The 18090-nt window shown below is 71.7% G+C and carries 19 protein-coding genes; 7 read left to right on the top strand and 12 right to left on the bottom strand.

The window, feature by feature from the left end; translation table 11 throughout:
• Positions 1–266: 266 nt before the first annotated feature.
• Positions 267–929 (top strand): GntR family transcriptional regulator, encoded by a 663-nt coding sequence (locus AC07FN_RS44360; protein ID WP_478401118.1) that lies wholly within the window; start codon positions 267–269, stop codon positions 927–929.
• Between the two features lie 122 nt (positions 930–1051).
• Positions 1052–2110, top strand: coding sequence for a 2,3-butanediol dehydrogenase (locus AC07FN_RS44355; RefSeq protein ID WP_478401116.1), 1059 nt, complete (start codon positions 1052–1054; stop codon positions 2108–2110).
• A 6-nt stretch (positions 2111–2116) separates the two neighbouring features.
• Here AC07FN_RS44355 and AC07FN_RS44350 read toward each other — a convergent pair whose 3' ends face one another.
• Entirely contained in the window at positions 2117–2797 is a 681-nt protein-coding gene (locus AC07FN_RS44350; protein WP_478401115.1) for a DUF899 family protein, read from the bottom strand.
• A 285-nt stretch (positions 2798–3082) separates the two neighbouring features.
• Here AC07FN_RS44350 and AC07FN_RS44345 point away from each other — a divergent pair, with 285 nt between their 5' ends.
• Both AC07FN_RS44345 and AC07FN_RS44340 read left to right on the top strand, forming a co-directional pair.
• On the top strand, positions 3083–3562 hold the full coding sequence (locus AC07FN_RS44345; RefSeq protein WP_478401114.1) for a GtrA family protein: 480 nt from the start codon (positions 3083–3085) through the stop codon (positions 3560–3562).
• Positions 3563–3588: 26 nt separating this feature from the next.
• A complete protein-coding gene (locus AC07FN_RS44340) occupies positions 3589–3984 on the top strand; it encodes a hypothetical protein (RefSeq protein WP_478401113.1) in 396 nt (131 codons plus the stop codon).
• Positions 3985–4136: 152 nt separating this feature from the next.
• Here the strand turns inward: AC07FN_RS44340 and AC07FN_RS44335 are convergent, their stop codons facing one another.
• The 9 genes from AC07FN_RS44335 to AC07FN_RS44295 all read right to left on the bottom strand — a co-directional run bounded on the left by AC07FN_RS44335 (position 4137) and on the right by AC07FN_RS44295 (position 13679).
• Positions 4137–5315, bottom strand: coding sequence for an MFS transporter (locus AC07FN_RS44335; protein ID WP_478401112.1), 1179 nt, complete (start codon positions 5313–5315; stop codon positions 4137–4139).
• 123 nt (positions 5316–5438) lie between these two features.
• Positions 5439–6572, bottom strand: a complete 1134-nt coding sequence (locus AC07FN_RS44330; protein WP_478401111.1) for an acyl-CoA dehydrogenase family protein — start codon at positions 6570–6572, stop codon at positions 5439–5441.
• Positions 6559–7728, bottom strand: coding sequence for an MFS transporter (locus tag AC07FN_RS44325; protein ID WP_478401110.1), 1170 nt, complete (start codon positions 7726–7728; stop codon positions 6559–6561). The genes AC07FN_RS44330 and AC07FN_RS44325 overlap by 14 nt, the downstream gene beginning before the upstream one ends.
• A 1-nt stretch (position 7729) precedes the next feature.
• Positions 7730–8947, bottom strand: a complete 1218-nt coding sequence (locus AC07FN_RS44320; RefSeq protein WP_478401109.1) for an ATP-grasp domain-containing protein — start codon at positions 8945–8947, stop codon at positions 7730–7732.
• Positions 8944–9957, bottom strand: a complete 1014-nt coding sequence (locus tag AC07FN_RS44315; protein WP_478401117.1) for a pyridoxal-phosphate dependent enzyme — start codon at positions 9955–9957, stop codon at positions 8944–8946. Before AC07FN_RS44315 ends, AC07FN_RS44320 begins: the two co-directional genes overlap by 4 nt.
• Positions 9958–9994: 37 nt before the next feature.
• On the bottom strand, positions 9995–10993 hold the full coding sequence (locus tag AC07FN_RS44310; protein ID WP_478401108.1) for an ABC transporter substrate-binding protein: 999 nt from the start codon (positions 10991–10993) through the stop codon (positions 9995–9997).
• A complete protein-coding gene (locus AC07FN_RS44305; RefSeq protein WP_478401107.1) occupies positions 10990–11778 on the bottom strand; it encodes an ABC transporter ATP-binding protein in 789 nt (262 codons plus the stop codon). The genes AC07FN_RS44310 and AC07FN_RS44305 overlap by 4 nt, the downstream gene beginning before the upstream one ends.
• Positions 11779–12870 carry a FecCD family ABC transporter permease gene (locus AC07FN_RS44300; RefSeq protein WP_478401106.1) on the bottom strand — a complete coding sequence of 364 codons (1092 nt, stop codon included), beginning with the start codon at positions 12868–12870 and terminating at the stop codon, positions 11779–11781. It lies immediately after the preceding gene.
• A 68-nt stretch (positions 12871–12938) separates the two neighbouring features.
• Entirely contained in the window at positions 12939–13679 is a 741-nt protein-coding gene (locus AC07FN_RS44295; RefSeq protein WP_478401105.1) for a class I SAM-dependent methyltransferase, read from the bottom strand.
• A 188-nt stretch (positions 13680–13867) separates the two neighbouring features.
• Here AC07FN_RS44295 and AC07FN_RS44290 point away from each other — a divergent pair, with 188 nt between their 5' ends.
• Both AC07FN_RS44290 and AC07FN_RS44285 read left to right on the top strand, forming a co-directional pair.
• Positions 13868–14431, top strand: a complete 564-nt coding sequence (locus AC07FN_RS44290; RefSeq protein WP_478401104.1) for a sigma-70 family RNA polymerase sigma factor — start codon at positions 13868–13870, stop codon at positions 14429–14431.
• A 50-nt stretch (positions 14432–14481) separates the two neighbouring features.
• Positions 14482–15210: a zf-HC2 domain-containing protein gene (locus AC07FN_RS44285; protein WP_478401103.1), complete on the top strand. Its 729-nt coding sequence runs from the start codon at positions 14482–14484 to the stop codon at positions 15208–15210.
• A gap of 39 nt (positions 15211–15249) precedes the next feature.
• Here the strand turns inward: AC07FN_RS44285 and AC07FN_RS44280 are convergent, their stop codons facing one another.
• Complete coding sequence (locus tag AC07FN_RS44280; RefSeq protein WP_478401102.1) at positions 15250–16338, bottom strand: Zn-dependent alcohol dehydrogenase; 1089 nt, start codon at positions 16336–16338, stop codon at positions 15250–15252.
• Positions 16339–16413: 75 nt separating this feature from the next.
• Positions 16414–17286, bottom strand: a complete 873-nt coding sequence (locus AC07FN_RS44275) for an alpha/beta fold hydrolase (protein WP_478401101.1) — start codon at positions 17284–17286, stop codon at positions 16414–16416.
• A 128-nt stretch (positions 17287–17414) separates the two neighbouring features.
• Here AC07FN_RS44275 and AC07FN_RS44270 point away from each other — a divergent pair, with 128 nt between their 5' ends.
• Positions 17415–17870 (top strand): PPOX class F420-dependent oxidoreductase, encoded by a 456-nt coding sequence (locus AC07FN_RS44270; RefSeq protein WP_132493342.1) that lies wholly within the window; start codon positions 17415–17417, stop codon positions 17868–17870.
• Positions 17871–18090: the final 220 nt, after the last annotated feature.

The raw sequence follows: 18090 nt of genomic DNA, 5'->3' as shown, positions 1-18090 counted from the left end.
CTCTGGGCCCTGCTGCGCGACAGACGAACCTTCAGCCCAGCTGGACCACAGAAAGCTACTGCTGCAGCTTGACATGATCATTCAGATTCTTTCAGGCCGTGCTGCGGGAGTGGCGGTGATCCGGCCGGCGGAAGCCCTTCACGTAGCGGCACCACCGTCACTCACCAACAAATCGACCATAACACAAATAATCGATTTTCTACCGGATCGTCTACGCTGGCGAGATGCTCCGGACGGCCCACACCTCGACCTCGTCGGGAAAGCAGATGCTCTCCGAGCAGGTCTACGCACACCTGCGGGACGCGATCATGCGCGGGGACTACGCCCCCGGTGAGGCCCTCAAACCGCAGGACCTCGCCAAGGAACAGGGCGTGAGCCTGGCCGTCGTGCGCGAGGCGCTCGTGCGGGTGGTCGGCGAGGGACTCGCCGACCGGCTGCCCAACCGCGGCTTCGCCGTCCCCGCCTTCTCCGATCGCCGCTGGCAGGAGATCGCGGAGGCCCGCCGGACCATCGAACCGCTCGTGCTGCGCATGTCCATCGAGCGCGGTGACCTCGACTGGGAGGCCCGCGTGCGCGCCGCCCACCACCGCCTGGCCCGCACCCCGGCGTTCGTGCCGGACGAGGGCCAGTACGTCAGCGGCGCATGGTCCGAAGCGCACCGGGTCTTCCACCGCACCTTGCTCGAGGGGTGCGGTAACCCCGTCCTCCTGGAGACCTTCGACCGGATGTGGTCCGCGAGCGAGCTAGCTCGCCGCTGGTCGGCGCACCAGACCCCCGGCCGGGACCACGTCGGCGAGCACCGCCGGCTGGAGGAGGCGGCGCTGGCGCGCGACGCGGACGCCGCGGCCGAGGCGCTGGCCCAGCACCTCACCCTGACCGCGGCCGGCCTGACCGGCCGCACCCACCACGGACCCGCTGAAGAAGCCTGATACTCCTCATCGACCTGGCCCGGCAGGTTCCGCGTCGCGGCCCGATGCTCTTCCGCCCCGGCCCGGCTCGGCGCATCCTCGGGATGGCGTCCGCAATCTCCTGCCGAGCGAGGGAAACCGCGATGAGAGCAGCACGCTTCCACGGCCGTGGCGACATCCGCATCGACGACGTGCCGGAACCCGCGACCCGCCCCGGCACCGTCAAGGTGGCGGTCGAGTGGTGCGGGATCTGCGGCACCGACCTGCACGAATACCTCGAAGGCCCGATCTTCGCGCCGCGCGCGGGCGCCCCGCACCCCCTCACCGGCGAAACCGTGCCCCTCACGCTCGGCCACGAGTTCGCCGGAGTCGTCAGCGAGCTCGGCGACGGGGTGCGCGACCTGCGGGTCGGCGACCGCGTCGCCGTCGAGCCGTACCTGGTGTGCGGGCGGTGCGACCCCTGCCTGCAGGGCCGGTACAACGTCTGCCGCAGCCTGGGTTTCGTCGGGCTTTCCGGCGGGGGCGGCGGATTCTCGCAGTTCGTCGTGGCCGAGCGCCGCTGGATCCACCCGCTCGGCGAGCTCGGCACCGACGTCGGGGCGCTCGTCGAGCCGCTGGCGGTCGCCTACCACGCGGTGCGGCTCTCCGGCGCCCGCCCGGGGCACACCGCCGCGGTCTTCGGGACCGGCCCCATCGGCCTGGTGACCACCGCCGCGCTCCGGGCGGCGGGCGTCGAACGGGTGATCGCCGTGGAACCGGCGGAGGTGCGCAAGACCAAAGCGCACGCGGCCGGCGCCGAACACGTGCTCGATCCGTCCACAGTGGATGTCGCTGCCGCCGTGCTGGAGCTGACCGGGGGACGCGGCGCCGACGTGACGTTCGAGTGCGCCGGGATCGACGCCGTGCTGAAGTCGGCGATCCGCGCCACGCGTGCCGGTGGCACCTGCGTGAACGTCGCGATCTGGGGCCACGAGGCCGCGGTCGCGATGAACGATCTGGTGTTCGGCGAGATCAACCTCGTCGGCAGCCTCGCCTACGCCGGCGACCATCCCGCGACCATCGAGATGATCGCCGCCGGCAAGGTCGACCCGTTCCAGTTCATCACCGGCCGCATCGGGCTCGACGACATCGTGGCGAAGGGGTTCGACGAGCTAGTCGGCAGCAAGGAGGCCAACGTCAAGATCCTCGTCCGGCCGGAGTGACCCGGGCTAGTAGTCCAGGGCCGCGAACCAGTCGCCCCGGCCCCGGGGCGTGAGGTCGAGGAGGTGCCAGACCGGGCTGAGCAGGTCGATGCCGCGCTGGTCGATGTCGTCGGCCATGCGCGGGTGCGCCGAGTAGAAGTGGCGGACCGATCCGCTGCCGTCGCGGGTGAACACCGACACCGTCGAGTCCTGGTCGCCGTCCGCGTCCTCGCTGCCGAGGTCGTACTTGAACGAACCGGTCCCGGCGCTGAGCAGGCGGAGGTTCGTCCACCCCCGGCGCCGGGCGTGCGCGCGCAGCTCCGGCAGGCCGGCGGCGGCCACGACGGCTAGGTCGGCGTTCTGCGCGACGTGGCGGGCGACGCCGTTGAAGCCGTCGATCCACATCGTGCACATGGGGCACGGCTCGGTCTGCCGCTTGCCGTACATCAGGTGGTAGATCACCAGATCGCGGCCGGGCCCGGTGAACAGTTCGCTCAGCCGCACGGTCCGCACGGGCTCGTCGCCCGCATCGAGGTCCGCCGGGCCTTCTTCGAACGCGTAGTCGTCGACGACCGGTCCCGGCGGCAGCCTGCGGCGCAGGTCGGCGACCTGCTCGCGCTGGCGCATCAGCTCGATCTCGGCCTGGCGCAGTTCCTCGCGGGCGCTGGCATATTCGGCCGGTTCCGCGGTGAGGTTGGTGTGGCGCATCGCTGGCTCCTGGACCGCCGACGGTAGTTGTCCCCGCCATTGTCCGCCGCCCGCGGGCGGTGGCCAACCGCAGCGCTGACAGCCGGTAGTCACGAACGCGATCCAATGTGGACATTCGCGGGATCGCGGCGGTTCGGGGACGGTGGCGGAACGGATGCCGAACAGCCCCTGAACACTCGGCGAAGGATACCGATGACGGCATGGATCCGGCGGACAACTTTCCGCCGGCGAGATCTCATGGGTTCGGGCGCGGACCCACGACGCCATCGCCGCAGCGGGATGAGGATGGACGAGCAGACCACGACGACCAGGACGAGCACCGCCGAGCGGGTCGGCGACCTGCTCACCTCGTGGGTCGACCGGCTTCCCGCCCGGCTGCGCCGGGTGCTGTCCCGCGAACTCGCCGGGTTCCTGATGCTGGGCGGGTTCACGTTCCTGATCGACCTCGGGATACTGGCGGCGCTGCGCGCCTGGACCGCGCTGCCGCTGCCGGCCGCCGTGACCGTGGCGTACGTGGCCGCCTTCGGGCTGAACTTCGTGCTCAACCGCACGGTCAACTTCCGGCCGCACGCCCCGGTCGGCGGCCAGGCCCTCCGCTACGCGGTGGTGATCGCCTGCGACTACCTGCTCACGATGGGCGTGACCACGGGGGTTTCGGCGCTGGGCGTCGACTTCCGGCTGTCGCGGATGGCCGCCGGGGCGTGCGTCGCGGCGTTCACCTACACCGCATCGCGGTGGTGGGTCTTCCGGGATAAGTCCGGCTGAACCGCGCCCTTGGCATACTGGGCGCGGTGTCCCGCAAACTGCTGATCCTGCCGGTCTCGGCAGGACTCCTCGTCGGCGCGGTGCTGTTCGGCGCGCTCATCTTCCTCGGCCCATCGATCACCTTGCGCGAGGCGGTGTTGCACGAGGAATCGTCCCGGGATTCCGGGGTGACCTACGAGTACTCGGGTTCCCGGTGGGCGAGCGAGCTCTACCTGGTTCGGGTCACCCGGCTGACCGGCACCTGGCACGAGCTGCGGATCGGCCCGGGCGCGGCCGACCACTACTACCCGGTGCGGCTGCGGTTCGGCTCCGGTGAGCCGCGGATCCGGTCCGTCGAATGGCGCCCCGACGAGGTCGCGGTGACCTTGGAGTCGGGCGACTCCGTCCACGTGCCGGCGGACAACTTCCGCAGCGTCCGCTAGCGCGCCTGCTTGCGCACTCGTTCGCGCCGTGGCGCGTGCGCGCTGCCTGACACGGAGTGAACGGACCGACCGTTCCGATAGGCGAGGCGAACAGGCCGTTCGCTTCATCTCTCGCAAAGCACAAGCCTGCCACGCCACATCCGGGACGGCCGCTAGCGCGCCCGGCGCCCCAGCGCGCGCATCGCGAGCGCCCCGAGGATCGGGCCCGGTGCGAGGACGAGGAAGGCGAATCGCCAGCCGACGAGCGCCGAGAGCACCGGCACGAGGTTGATCGTGACCACCGTCAGCAGGAAGCCGATCGCGGTCTGCGCGGTCAGCGCCGTGCCGATGTAGCGGGAGTCGGCGACCTCGCTGAGGGCCGTGGAGAACACACCGGAATCCGCGATCACCGCCGCGCCCCAGATCGCGAGCAGCACCAGGAGCAGCGGCCACGACGCGCCGAACACCAGCGGGGACAGCAGGCAGCACGCGCCGCTGACGACGAGGGCCGTCCCGGCCGCGGGAGCCCGCCCGAAGCGGTCGGCGGCCCAGCCGCCGAGCAGGCAACCGAGGACGCCGGCGACGCCGATGGCCGCGAACGAGACCAGGCCGACGGTCGCCTCCCCGCTCCCGGTGCTCGCGGCCACGAACGACGGCAGCCACGTCCACAGCGCGTACAGCTCCCACATGTGGCCGAAGTAGCCGAGGTTGGCCAGCCTCGGCCCACGCTCCCGGAACATCTCGAGCGCGTACCGCGGCCGGTGGCTCGCGCCGCCGCCGGACAGGTGCGGTCCCGGCCGCACGAACATCGCCGCCAGCACCGCCGCCCCGACCCCGATGGCGGCCGCGGTGATGAGCACGCCCTGCCACGGCAGGCCGTCGAGCCCCTTGATCAGGTGCGGCAACGCGGAGCCGACGGTGAGCGCGCCGATGAGCACGCCGAGCGCGAGCCCGCGCCCGGCGGCGCCGAACCACGAGGCCATCAGCTTCATGCCCACCGGGTAGACGCCGGCGAGGAAGAAGCCCGCGCACAGCCGGCAGAGCACCGCCGGGCCGAAGCTGTCGGCGAGCAGCGGGACGGCGACGGTCGCGGCCGCCGCGCCGAGCGCGGAGCAGGCGACCACCCGCTGCGGCGGGAAGCGGTCGGGCAGGTTGGCCGCGGCCGACACGACGGCCCCGGCGACGAACCCGACCTGCACCGATGCGGTCAGCCAGACGGCCTGCACGTCGCTGATGCGCCACGCCTCGCGCAGCGCGGGCACGACGGCGGAGGCGGAGAACCACATCGCCATGGCGAGCACCTGCACGGCGGCGATCAGCCCGAGCTGGACGTACCGGTTACCACTTGCCATTCAACTGCCGCTTTCCGAGAAGCTCCCGCGTCACTCCGGGCACGACCGCCACACGAGTCCGGCCCGCACCTCGTTCGCGGGCGGTCGCATACTTCCACAGGCGGATGCCCGCGGTCACGCCGCTCAGCTGTAGGCGGTGGGCTCGGGCGGCTCGCCGGTGAGGTGGTGGGCGCCGAGTTCACGGGCCTTGTAGACCACCGGATCGTGCAACGTCAGGGTACGGGCATTTCGCCAGAACCGGTCGAATCCGAAGGAACCGGCCGTGGCCCTCGCACCGAGGAACTCGAAGATCCTGGCCGTCGTCTCGTTGACGGTCCTGGTGGCGACGATCTTCGCCGCGGAGATGGTCGCGGCCGCCGCGCCGCGCTGTTCCGCGGTCAGCTCCGCGCCCCGATCCGCCGCGTCCTGCAGCGCGGCGGTGCCGTGGTCGGCGAGCAGCCCGGCCGCCCGGACGCTCGCGACCAGCTCGCCGTAGCCCGCCAGGACGTACGGGTCCTCTGCCGCGGCGGCCACACCGCTGAGCAGCCAGGGCCGGGCACGGCGGCGGGTGTGGTCGGCGGCCTCCGCAAGCGCGCCTTCGGCGATCGCAACGCAGATCTGGGCGAGGATCGCCTGGAAGGCCAGCGATGTCAGGGAGATCCGGACGTCACCGCTCGGCGGCGAGCCCAGGACGTCGTCCGTGTCGATGCGCACGTCGTCGAAGACGACGCTGCCGCTGGCCGACAGGCGTTGCCCGATGTTGTCCCAGTCGTCGGGGTGGCCGATGCCGGGCGCACGGGCGCCCACCAGGAAGGTGCGGATCTCGCCGTCGTCGTCCCGGGCACTCGCGATCAGCCGGTCCGCGACGGCGGCACCGGTGGCGAACGTCCGCCGGCCGTTGACCAGGAATCCTCCGTCCACAGTGGTCATCCTCAGCCCGGCGTCCGCCGGGTTGGGCGGGCTGCTCACGCCCGCCCAGAACAACCGGTGTTCGGCGGTTTCCCGCCGCATCCGCGCGGCCACCTCGGGGTCCCCGAACAGCCCGGCCCGCCACAGGTGCAGGTAGTGGTACCCGAGCAGGTGCCCGATGGAAGGATCGGCCGCCGCCACGATCCTGGTCACCGCGTGCGTGGTCAAGTGATCGTCCGGCGGAACGACGAGCAGCCCCGACCCGCGGAGCAGCTCGACCTCGTCGACCGGCCGCCGGTTCGCGCGGTCCCGGTCGGCGGCGTCGGCCCGCAGCCGATCGGCGACCGCCTTCGCACTAGCCAGATCCATGTCTCTCCTCGAGATTGTCCCGGCACCGCAACACGATGACCAGTAGCGGCGGCAGGAGCGCGCACTGCGCCGCCACCGCCAGCCAGAACAAGTGGGCGTTTCCGGCCCCGTCGAACGCGCCGTAGCCGAGGCCGCCGATGATGCCGCTGGCGAAGGCGCCGATCCCGGCCGCGAGGCGCTGTTGCCCGAACACGACCGCCGGTGGCCGCCCGGAACGGGCGAGGGATTCGAGGTCGTTCTTCAGGAACAGCACCACCTCGCCGAGGCAGATGGCCAGCGCACCGGCCAGGATCGCCACGGCACCGCCAGACGCCAGCGCGGCCGTGCCGGTCGCCATCGCGGCGAAGCCGATCAGCATCGCGCGGGCGTACGGCAGCCGCCCGATCCAGCCGGCCAGCAGCGGCTGCATCACCACCAATCCCAGCGAGTGGAGCATCAGCGCGATTCCGTAGAACACTGTGGACACTCGTGGAACGGCGTAGACCGCCAGGTAGTTGTAGAAGAACATGTGCAGGTACAAGGTCAACGCGGTGATCGCGAAGGGCAGCAGGGGAATTCCGGCCAGCACCCGGTCCGGCTTCCCCACCGGGCGGTCGGCGCCCCGCTCCGCGGGCAGCAGCGCGTGCCCGATCGTCACGACGGCGAACAGCACCGCGACCGTTGCGAACAACGCCGCCGAGTCGTCGAGCACGAACGGCGCTGCGGCGACCGGACCGAGCGCGATTCCGCCGTTGATCGCCGAGTTCCCGGCCGACACCAGCAGCGGACGGCGGTCCTCCTCGACGCCCAGCAGCAGGTACGCCTTGTTCGCCGGGAGGTAGAGCGCCGCGCCGCAGGAGGTCAGCACCAGCGCGGCGACGGCCGCGGCCGGCCAGCGCAGCCCCACGACGAACCCGGCGAACCCGGCGGTGCGGATCACCAGCGCCAGCACCATGGTCCGCTGCAGGCCGATGCGCTCGGCGACGGCCGCGCCCACGATCGCCCCGGCGAACTGCACGAGCGAGGCGACCGCGAGGACGACGCCGACGATCCCCAGGTTCAGCCCGAGACGCTGGTGCAGCACCACCGACATGTACGGCAGCACCGCGAACCCGCCCAGCGCGATGAAGAACGAGCTGACCAGCAGGAACCATTGCCGGTGGGTGAACGAGGCCACCTCAGCGCCCGGTGACGACCGGGTGCACGCCGCCGGCGGCGCTGAGCGCGCGGTGCAGCGCGAGTTCGGCCGTGGCCGCCTCGGCCAGCACGATCCCGGTGCAGGCGCGCTGGTCGGCGAGGCTCTCGATGTGGTTCCCGATCGTCATCGTCGGATACCACTCCGGGTTGCCGGGGAACCCGGCCAGCCGCTCGATCCCGGCCATGCCGGTGAACGTGCCGGTCCGGTCGGGGTAGACCAGCACGAATGCCACCGCAGGGCCGGGTCCTGCGGTGGCGTCGAGGAGTTCCGGTTCCTTGCCCAGCGCCATGTCGACCATGGCTTCGTAGACGTTGGTGCCCAGCGACCGGCACAACGCCTCCCCCACCATCGCGCCGCCGATCCGGCCGTTGATCTCGACCAGTTCCGGCCCCTCGGCGGTGAGCACGAACTCGACGTGCGCGAACCCGCCGCGGTGCCCGGCGACCGCGAGCACCCGCGACACCCACTGCTCCAGTTCGGCGCGATCCGCGTCCGGGAACGCGACGGGGAACGCGGCCGCTTCCTCCCGCACGTGCTGCTGCCGCGACAGCTGCCTGCCGTGGACGCCCAGCAACCGGGTCCGGCCCGCCCAGGTGAGCGTTTCCGCGCTGTACAACGGCCCGGCGAAGAACGGCTCGGCGAGCAGCCGACCGAACAGCTTCCGGCCCGCCGCTTCGTCGACGGCGCTGCGCAGCTGGTCCTCGTCGTGCACGAGCCACACGTTGCGCGAGGAGGTGCCCGCCGAATCCTTCAGGACCGCGGGCAGGCCGACCTCCCGCCGGACGAGTCCGGCCGCCGACGAGCCGTCGGGCACCGCGATGGCCGTGCCGCGGCTGAGGCCGTGCCGGTGCATCAGCACCCGGACCGCGCGCTTGTCGCGAATGGTGCGCGCCGCCTCGGGATCCGGGCCCGCCAGGCCGAACCGGGCCGCGAGCTCGGCGCCCGGCAGCAGCCAGGTGTCCGTGGAGTTGATCAGGCCGTCGAGCGCGGGAAGCCGTTCGAGCGCGGCCGCGCAGGCAGCCATGTCGCGGGTGTCGACGTCGACGACGTCCAGCGCGCCCGGGTCGAGCCGCGACAGCTCGTGCCGGTAGATGTCGCGGTTGCCGGTGAGCAGGCACAGCCGCTGCCCGGCGCGGTCGGCGGCGTCAACCAGGCGCCCCAGGCCGAAGGTCAGGGCTTCCAGCGCTGCGATCGTCATTCCACCGGCTCCTGTTCGCTCCACCGCCGGCGCGCCCACTCCATCGCCGACCAGGGCGGCGCGAGGTCGTCCAGCGAGGTGATCTCCTTCGGTCGCAACCCGGCGGGGTCCAGCGCCTCGCGATGCCGGGCGAAAACCCGCTCCACGTAGCGGTGTCCGGCGTCCGCACCGATGACCAGGTGCGTGCCCTCCGGGTGCCGCGCCGACTCCCAGCCGGCGACCAGGTGCGCCGCGCCGGTCGACAGGCCCGCGAACACGGCGTGCTCGCGCAGCAGGCCGACCGTGCCGGCCATCGCGTGCCGGAAGTCGACCCAGTGCACCGAGTCGTAGAGGTGGTGGCGCACGTTGCCGAACCAGATCGAGCTGCCGATCCCGGCGATGATCGCGTCGGGGTCGCTGTGGCCGTCGCTGCCGAACGTGACGCTGCCGAAGGGCTGCACGCCCAGCAGCCGCACGTCCCGGCCCCGCCCGCGCAGCGACTCGACGAGTCCGCCGGACGAGGCTCCGGTGCCGACCGCGGCGACCACCGTCAGCGGCCCGTCCGGCAGCCCGTCGGTGACGAGGTCGGCGAACTCCCGGTAGCCCAGGTAGTGCACGCCGTCGTGGTACTGGCGCATCCAGTGCATCCCGGGGCGCTCCGCGAGGAGTTGCCGCACGCGCTCCACGCGCCGCCGCTGGTCGAGCCGGAGGTCCTGCGAGGGCGGCATCTGGTCCACGGTCGCGCCGAGGACCTCCAGCTGCGCGCGCATCGAAGAGTCCACTGTGGTCGATGCGACGATGTGGCAGCGCAGGCCGTGGCGGTGGCAGGCCATCGCCAGTGCCAGCGCGTAGATGCCGCTCGAACTGTCCACAAGGGTCTGACCAGGCCGGATCGTGCCGCGCTCCAGAAGGGTTCGCACCGCGCCGAGCGCGGCGTAGACCTTCATGGTCTCGAACCGCGCGAGGACGACGTTGCCGCCCAACCGGATCAAGGAAGGCGTCTTGAGCGCGTCGGTTATGTGCTCGTGCACCGTCGTCGCGGCGGCGGGGGCTGTCGCGGTCACGGCCTCACCGCCCGATCGAACGCAGGTAGGCGGCGAAGTCTTCGGCTCCCTTGGCGTTGCGCGGCCCGCTGACGGCGTCCCCGTAGGACAGCACGAAGTAGCGCTTCTGCTGCACCGCGGGAACCGACCGCATCGCGGGCAGCGATTCGAGGAACGCCTGCTTCTCCGCCGCGGACTGCCCCGCGTAGTCGATGATGACGATCACCTCGGGCTTCGCGGCGACGACGGACTCCCAGCCGACCGTCGTCCAGCCCTTCCCCACGTCGGCGAGCACGTTCCGCCCGCCCGCCGCGGCGATGACGTCGGTCGGCGCCGCGTACCGGCCCGCGGTGTAGGGCTGGTCCGCGCCGGAGTCGTAGACGAACACCGGCACGGGCGTGACACCGGCGGGACGGCCCTGCTCGACCTTCGCGATGCGTCCCCGCAGTTCGGCGACGAGTTCGTCGGCTCGCTGCTCGACGCCGAAGATCCGGCCCAGGTTCTGCAGGTCCGCGTAGAGCGCCTCCAGCGGCGGCACCGGCTTCTTGTCGCCGTAGTCCCAGCACGTTTCGGTGTGCACGTAGCTGCGGATGCCCAGTTGGTCGAGCAGTTGCGGAGTGATGCCGCGCTCCTCGCTGAACCCCGAACCCCAACCGGCCAGCACCCAGTCGGCCTGGGCGTCCACCACGATCTCCCGGGTGATCCGCGAGGTCCCGAGCCTGGGCACGCGGGCGTAGTCGTCCCGCCACGGCGAACCGGCGGTCGAGGGTTCGGCCTGCGCGTTCATCACGTACCCGCGCATCCGGTCCGCCAGCCCCAGGGCGAACATCTTCTCCGTGCCGCTGACGTCGTAGGACACCGGCCGCTGCGGGCGCGGATAGGGCACCGGCACGCCGCAGTTGGTGACCGTGACCGGCGCCGGGCCGTTCTGGACGGCCGGTTCCACCGACGCGCCGCAACCGGTGGCCAGCAATGCCGCGACCAATGGCACTGCCAGCGACCGCCGCTTCGCGGATCGGATCATGATCGGGTCCCTTCGTAGTCGGCGCTGAGGTCGTAGAGCAGTTGCGGCGCGCCGGTGCGCGGATGGGTCACGACGGTGACCTCCACGCCGAACACCTGGCGGATCAGCTCGGCGGTGAGGACGCCGGCCGGGCTTCCGGTGGCGACCAGCGAGCCGCCGGAGAGCACCGCGAGGCGATCGCAGCAGCTCGCGGCGAGGTTGAGGTCGTGCAGCGCGACGAGCACGGTGAGTCCCGAGGAGCGCAGGAACGACAGCAATTCCACCTGGTGACGCACGTCCAGGTGGTTGGTCGGCTCGTCGAGCACCAGCACGCGCGGCTCCTGCACCAGCGCCCGCGCGATCAGCACCCGCTGCCGCTCGCCGCCGGAGAGGCCGAGCACGCCGCGGTCGGCGAGGTGCGCGATGTCCGCCCGCTCCATCGCCTGCCGGCACAGCTCGTGCTCCCGCTCGCTGAGGGCCTGGTTGCCGCGCAGGTGCGGGGTGCGGCCGAGGGCGACGACTTCCGCCACCGTGAAGTCCAGTTCGCCGCGGCTTTCCTGGGTGAGCGCGGCGATCGACCGGGCGCTCTCGCGCGGCGCCATCCCGGCCACGTCCGCGCCGTCGAGCAGCACCGCCCCTGCCGTGGGGCGCAGCGCCCGGTAGACGCAGCGCAGCGCGGTGGACTTCCCGCTGCCGTTGGGGCCGAGCAGCCCGACGATCTCTCCACTGTGGACGTCGAGGTCGAGGCCGCCGACGAGCGTCCGGCCGGCGATCTCCACCGCCACCCCGTCCAAGCGCAACTCCATCTAGCGACCTCCGAACAGGTATCCGCGGCGCCGCAGCAGGGTGATGAACACCGGCACGCCCACCAGCGCGGTGATCACGCCCAGCGGGAGTTCCTCCGGGGCGAACAGGGTGCGCGAGACGAGGTCGGCCCACACCAGGAAGCACGCCCCGGCCAGCGGCGCCACCGCCAGCACCCGGCGATGGCTGGAGCCGACGACGATCCGGACCAGGTGCGGCATCACCAGCCCGACGAACGCCACCGCGCCGCTGACCGCGACGAGCAGGCCCGTGACCGCGGATGTCAGCAGGAACAGCCAGCGTCGCAGCGCCACCGCATCAACTCCGAGGCTCGCCGCCGTCTCGTCGCCCATCGACAGCACGTCCAGCGAGCGGCTGTGGCGGCTCAGCACCACCACGCACACCAGCACCGCGGTCGCCGCCAGCGGCAGCGATCCCCAGTTCGCCGCGCCGAGACTGCCCAGCAGCCAGAACAGCACCGTCCGCGCCGCGTCGCCGTTGGGTGCGAGGAAGACCAGCACGCTCATCACGGCCTGGAACCCGTACGCCAGCGCGATCCCGATGAGCACCAGCCGCAGCGGGGTCATCCCGCCGCGACTGCTCGCGGCGGCGTAGACCAGCACCGATGCGGCCAGCGCGCCGAGGAACGCCGCCACCGACAGCGCGTAGACACCGAGGCTCGCGAACACGCCGAACACCACCACCGCCGTCGCGCCCACCGACGCTCCCGACGAGATGCCCAGCACGAACGGATCGGCCAGGGCGTTGCGCACCATCGCCTGGATGGCCACCCCGACCACGCTCAGCCCGGCGCCGACCACCACCGCCAGCAGCACCCGCGGCGTGCGGACCTGCCAGACGATGCTGTAGCCGGTCACCTCGTCGGAGCGGATCGTGCCGCCCGTCAGCGCCGCGTGGAGGTAACGCACGACCTCGTCCGGTGCCACCACCGTCGGCCCCAGCGCGATGCCCGCCAGCACCGACACGACCAGCACCGCCGACAGCACGAGCACGACCGCGAACAACCGCGCCCGGCCGCTTCGCGCGGGCTGGCGGGATGCTTCGACCGTCGACACGTCCCGGCCCTGCTGCATTCGGCATCCTCCTGGCGAATCCGTCCTCCTGTTGGTCGGGCGGTCACCGCTCGAAGTTCCCGGGGAGATCAATCGCGCCGGATCCCGCGGACCACCAACCGCTTCGCGTGGTTGTCGTAGGGTTCCGCGCCGAAGCCGCCGAAGCACTCGACGTCCGCGAAGCCCGCCGCCTCGAACAGCGCGATCAGCTCCGCCGCGCTGTAGACGAAGCAGGTGATCGACGCGTGCCTCGCCGTTTCGCCGCGCACGAGCGTCCAGTCGGTCCGGAACCGGGTCCAGCCGTCGAAGACGGTGTCGCGCATGACGACCATGCCGTCGTCGAGCTCCACCACCTTCGGCGGCCCGACCCATCCGGCGTAGATCTCCTTGCCGAGCACGTCGACCAGCAGCTGCCCGCCCGGCGCCAGCGACGCGTGCGCGTTGCGCAGCACCTGGAGGTTCTGCTCCGGATCGTCGAAGTAGCCGAACGACGTGAACAGGTTCAGCACCACGTCGAACTCGCCCGGGCGCACGTAATCCAGCACGTCCGAGCGCTCCAGCCGGGCCCGCACGCCCGCGTCCGCGCACGCCTTCTCCGCCTGCGCCAGCAACAGCGGGCTCAGGTCGACGCCCGTCACCGGATATCCGCAGCGCGCGATCGGCACCGTGAACAGCCCGATCCCGCAGCACTGGTCGAGAACCCGCGCCCCGGTGCGAAAGTCGAACAGCGGCGAGTCCGCCACCACCTCGGCCGCCAACGCTGCCCGCTCGGGCGAGAACATCACCGGCGAGAACACCGACCACAACTCGTCGTCCGCGTACCAGGCCATCCCGGCGGTCCTCCTCGAATCGATGCGCCCCGTCGACACACCTGTCGGACCGGAGGCGCCCGCAGTTCCCGCCGCCGGACGTGAAATTTCCCGCCGACTGGGAACATCCTGCAAGGGGCCTGTGCTCCCGGGCACACCGCGCAGGCGCCTGTACTCACAGCGTCACCGGCCTACTAGCCTCCCGGGCTATGAGTCGCTCGGAGGCCGAGGACGCCCGCCTGACGAAGCTGGCGCTGGCGGCGCGATCAGGTGATCGCGGCGCGTTGGAGAGATTCATCCGGGGCACCCAGCGCGACGTGTGGCGCTTCATCGCCCACCTCGGCGGCGTTCACCTCGCCGACGACCTCACGCAGGAGACCTACCTGCGGACGCTCAAGAGCATCCGCCGGTTCTCCGGGCGTTCCTCGGCGCGCACCTGGCTGCTGTCCATCGCCCGGCGCGTGGTCGTCGACCAGGTGCGCTACGAACGTTCCCGGCCCCGCACCGACGCCGGGGCCGACTGGGCCGCCGCGGCCGACCGGGGCGCGGGCGAGCGAGCGGGTTTCGAGGGCGTCGTCGAGCTGAACATGCTGCTGGACGAGCTCGACGGCGAACGCCGCGAGGCGCTGCTGCTCACCCAGGTGCTGGGTCTGTCCTACCAGGAAACCGCCGAGATCTGCGGCTGCCCGATCGGCACCGTGCGCTCCCGGGTCGCTCGCGCGCGGGAGCAACTGCTCGAGAAGACCGCGCAGCAGTCGGAAGGAACCGGTTGAAGCACCGACCCGCCGGGAACTCCGGCCGCCCTCCGAGCGACAGTATGGGCGTGGACTGCTACACGTACCGCGAGGCGCTGTCGGCGAGGCTGGACGGCGAGCCGGCGCCAGTGCCCGATGACCGGCTGGAGGGTCACCTCGCGGAATGCGCCGGTTGCCGGTCCTGGCAGCAGCGCGCGGCGGAGCTGAACCGCGCTCTGCGGGTCCGCCCGGTCGAACCGACACCGGACCTCGCGCATTCCGTGCTCGACGCCGCCCGCACGATGCGCGCCCCCGTCGCGCGCCGGTGGCCGCGGGTGCTGCTCGCGGCCGTCGCGCTGTGCCAGGTGGCGCTGGGCATCGCGCAGGTGCTGGGCGTGACGCACTTCGCGGACCACGGCATGGGCGACGTCATGACCGGGCACCTGCTCAACGAGAGCACGGCGTGGAACCTGGCGCTCGGCCTGGGCATGCTGTGGACGGCCTGGCGAATCCGCGCGAGCACCGGCCTGCTGCCGGTGATGGCCGCGTTCCTGTTGGTGCTGGGCGGTTTCAGCGTCTTCGACATCATCAACAACGCGGTCCCCGCCACCCGCCTGCTCTCCCACGGCCTGCTCGTCGTGGGCCTGGTGCTGCTGCTCGTGGTGCGCCGCGACCTGTCGCGCTGGGGCCCGCGCCCGGGAGACGCGCAGAACCCGCGCACGACCACGACCGCCGAGGCGCTTGAAGACCACGAGCCCGGCCCGAGAGCGGAGAACCACAGCCACCTGGGCCCAACGGGCTACCGCCGAGCGGGCTGACCACGGGGCGGAAACGTCGCTCCACGAACGGAGCAGCCGTCAGCCGAAGGTGATGAGCTGGCGGGCGACCTCGCCCCGCTTGAGGTTCTCGTAGGCCTCGTTGATGCCGGCCAGCGTGGTCGTGCCGCTGATCATCGAGTCCAGGTCGAGCTTGCCCGAGAGGTACATGTCGACGTAGCGGGGCATGTCGACGCGGAAGCGGTTCGAGCCCATCGTCGAGCCCTGGATCTTGCGCTCGCGGAGGAACGAATAGCCGTCCAGCGAGATCTTCTCGCCGAACGGGATCATGCCGATGATCGTCGCCGTGCCCCCGGGCCGGAGCATCTGGAAGCTCTGCTCGGCGGCGCTGGCCAGCCCGACCGCTTCGAAGGAGTGCTCGACGCCGCCGGAGGTCAGCTCCAGTACCGTCTGCACGGCGTCCACATCGGACGCATCGACCACGTCGGTGGCGCCGAACTTCGCCGCCAGGCGCAGCTTTCCCGGCAGGCGGTCGACCGCGATCACCCGGCCCGCGCCGGCGATCGCCGCGCCCTGGATCGCGGCGAGCCCGATCCCGCCGCACCCGATCACCGCCACGGTCTCCCCCGGCCGCACCCCGGCGGTGTTGAACACCGCCCCGAGCCCCGTGGTCACCCCGCAGCCGATCAGCGCCGCCTTGTCCAGCGGCATGTCCGGCCGGATCTTCACCGCCGCGTGCTCGTGCACCAGCATGTGCTCGGCGAAGCTCGACGTGTTCAGGAACTGGTGCATCGGCTCGCCGCCGCGGCTGAGCCGCTGCGGACCGTCGGCCGGGCGCACCACGTCCTCCTTGGTGCACAGGTTCGGCCGGCCGGTGGTGCAGTACTCGCAGTGCCCGCAGAACACCGACAGGCAGGTGATGACGTGGTCGCCGGGCGCCAGGCCGGTGACGGCCGAGCCGACCGCCTCGATCACCCCGGCCGACTCGTGGCCGAGCACCACGGGCAGCGGATGCGGGTACTTGGCCTCCATGAAGTGCAGGTCGGAGTGGCACACCCCGGCCGCGGCGGTGCGGATCAGGATCTCGTTGGGTCCGGGCGAATCGAGGTCGACGTCGCTGATCACGAGTGGTCCGGGGGCGGTCTCCAGCACTGCGGCCTTGCACTGCATGGCGTCTCCTGCCGTGAACGCAGAGGGCTTTTCTGGAATCTCCTTCTAACCCGGAATCGCCCGGGGTGTCAACGACTAGTCCGGGGAGGTGACGGGCGAACGCGGGTCCCGGGCGGGCCAGCGGTCGTGGTCCACCTGCGCCAGGAAGCGCTCGACGTGGTGGTTGAACAGTTCGGGCTCTTCGAGGTTCGCGAGGTGGCCGGTCTTGGGCAGCACGACGAGGCCGCTGCGCGGGATGGTCCGCTTCAGCAACAGGTCGGCCTCCAGCACGCCGTCGTCCTCGTCGCCGGCGACGATCAGCGTCGGCACGTCCATCACCGCCAGCTCCGGCCGCAGGTCGTACAGCGACGGCCGGGTCATCTGCACCCCGCGGATCGTCAGCGCCGCGCCCACCTGGTCGTGCTCGGCCAGCACCTCGACGTGTTCGGCGTGCCCGCGCGGGTCCTTGTTCTGGAACTGCACGCGCGCCGGGCCGAAGCCGTACCACTTGGCCACCTCGGCCGGGCCGTCGGTTTCGAAGGCGGCCGCGAGCGATTCGAACTCCGCGCGGAACTCCTCCCGGGCGCCGGGGTGCGCGCCGTAGCCGCAGCCTGCGACGACCAGCGACCGGGCCCGGCCGGGATGCCGGAGTCCGAAGTGGAGGGTGCAGAACCCGCCCATCGAGTTGCCCACCACGTGCGCGCGGTCCGCGCCGATCGCGTCGAGCACCGCCACCAGGTCGTCGACCGCGCGGTGCTGGCCGTAGCGCTCCGGTTCGGCGGGGACGTCCGAGGGCGGGTAGCCGCGCGCCGCGTACACGACGCAGCGGTACCGGCGGGCGAAGTGCCGGACCTGCGGCTCCCACGAGCGGTGGTCGCCGCCGAACTCGTGCACGAAGACCAGCGGCACGCCGGTGCCGGTTTCCTCGTAGTACAGGCGGATTCCGTCGTCGGTGGTCGCGAATGGCATCCGTGCCTCCCGGTCGGGTGCCGCATTGTCACCCGTCGAACGCGGCTTCCACAACGCCGCACGCGCCCGTCGTACTCGGCCACTAGGCTGAGTGGCGGACCTTGCCGCCGGATGTGGGGAGCGAACCCATGGCGATCGCCCGCGCCGATCGAGTCGACCGCGAAGCCCTGCTGGAGTTCCTGCGGCCCCGACACCGGGGCGTCCTGGTCACCACCCGCTCCGACGGCCGCCCGCAGATGTCCCCGCTGACCTGCGGGGTGGACACCGAGGGCCGGATCGTGGTGTCGACCTACCCGGAGCGGGCCAAGACCCACAACGCCCGCCGCGATCCGCAGGTGTCGATCTGCGTGCTCTCCGACGAGTGGAACGGGCCGTACGTGCAGGTCGACGGCCGCGCCGAGGTGCTGGACATGCCCGACGCGCTCGACGGCCTCGTCGAGTACTTCCGGTGCATCTCCGGCGAGCACCCGGACTGGGCGGAGTACCGCGAGGCGATGGCCCGGCAGGGCAAGTCGCTGATCCGCATCCACATCGAGCGCTGGGGCCCGATCGCCACCGGCGGCTTCCCACCCCGCCTCGGCTGAGCGCCGCCGCGCTGACTCACCCCCTCGCCGCAGTTTCAATTGAAACTGCGGACCACCGGCGTGTCACACCTCGACACGCCGACGCCTGTGGACAACTCCCGCAATTTCAATGAGGTGATCTCAGTGGATTTTGCCGTGTTCGTGGTGGGTGAGGGTGAGTGCGGCGCGGACGATCGCGGTGATTTTGCGGGGGCTGGCGGTGATGCGTTTGAGTGTGCGC

This window comes from Saccharopolyspora sp. NPDC045941 (assembly GCF_056431445.1).
This window is presented reverse-complemented; position numbering and strand designations above follow the sequence as displayed.

Bases quoted from the DNA above. Each gene is read 5' to 3' on its own strand.
- AC07FN_RS44360 (WP_478401118.1), top strand. From the start codon at position 267: ATGCTCTCCGAGCAGGTCTACGCACACCTGCGGGACGCGATCATGCGC.
- AC07FN_RS44355 (WP_478401116.1), top strand. From the start codon at position 1,052: ATGAGAGCAGCACGCTTCCACGGCCGTGGCGACATCCGCATCGACGAC.
- AC07FN_RS44350 (WP_478401115.1), bottom strand. From the start codon at position 2,797: ATGCGCCACACCAACCTCACCGCGGAACCGGCCGAATATGCCAGCGCC.
- AC07FN_RS44345 (WP_478401114.1), top strand. From the start codon at position 3,083: ATGGACGAGCAGACCACGACGACCAGGACGAGCACCGCCGAGCGGGTC.
- AC07FN_RS44335 (WP_478401112.1), bottom strand. From the start codon at position 5,315: ATGGCAAGTGGTAACCGGTACGTCCAGCTCGGGCTGATCGCCGCCGTG.
- AC07FN_RS44330 (WP_478401111.1), bottom strand. From the start codon at position 6,572: ATGGATCTGGCTAGTGCGAAGGCGGTCGCCGATCGGCTGCGGGCCGAC.
- AC07FN_RS44320 (WP_478401109.1), bottom strand. From the start codon at position 8,947: ATGACGATCGCAGCGCTGGAAGCCCTGACCTTCGGCCTGGGGCGCCTG.
- AC07FN_RS44310 (WP_478401108.1), bottom strand. From the start codon at position 10,993: ATGATCCGATCCGCGAAGCGGCGGTCGCTGGCAGTGCCATTGGTCGCG.
- AC07FN_RS44305 (WP_478401107.1), bottom strand. From the start codon at position 11,778: ATGGAGTTGCGCTTGGACGGGGTGGCGGTGGAGATCGCCGGCCGGACG.
- AC07FN_RS44300 (WP_478401106.1), bottom strand. From the start codon at position 12,870: ATGCAGCAGGGCCGGGACGTGTCGACGGTCGAAGCATCCCGCCAGCCC.
- AC07FN_RS44295 (WP_478401105.1), bottom strand. From the start codon at position 13,679: ATGGCCTGGTACGCGGACGACGAGTTGTGGTCGGTGTTCTCGCCGGTG.
- AC07FN_RS44290 (WP_478401104.1), top strand. From the start codon at position 13,868: ATGAGTCGCTCGGAGGCCGAGGACGCCCGCCTGACGAAGCTGGCGCTG.
- AC07FN_RS44280 (WP_478401102.1), bottom strand. From the start codon at position 16,338: ATGCAGTGCAAGGCCGCAGTGCTGGAGACCGCCCCCGGACCACTCGTG.
- AC07FN_RS44275 (WP_478401101.1), bottom strand. From the start codon at position 17,286: ATGCCATTCGCGACCACCGACGACGGAATCCGCCTGTACTACGAGGAA.
- AC07FN_RS44270 (WP_132493342.1), top strand. From the start codon at position 17,415: ATGGCGATCGCCCGCGCCGATCGAGTCGACCGCGAAGCCCTGCTGGAG.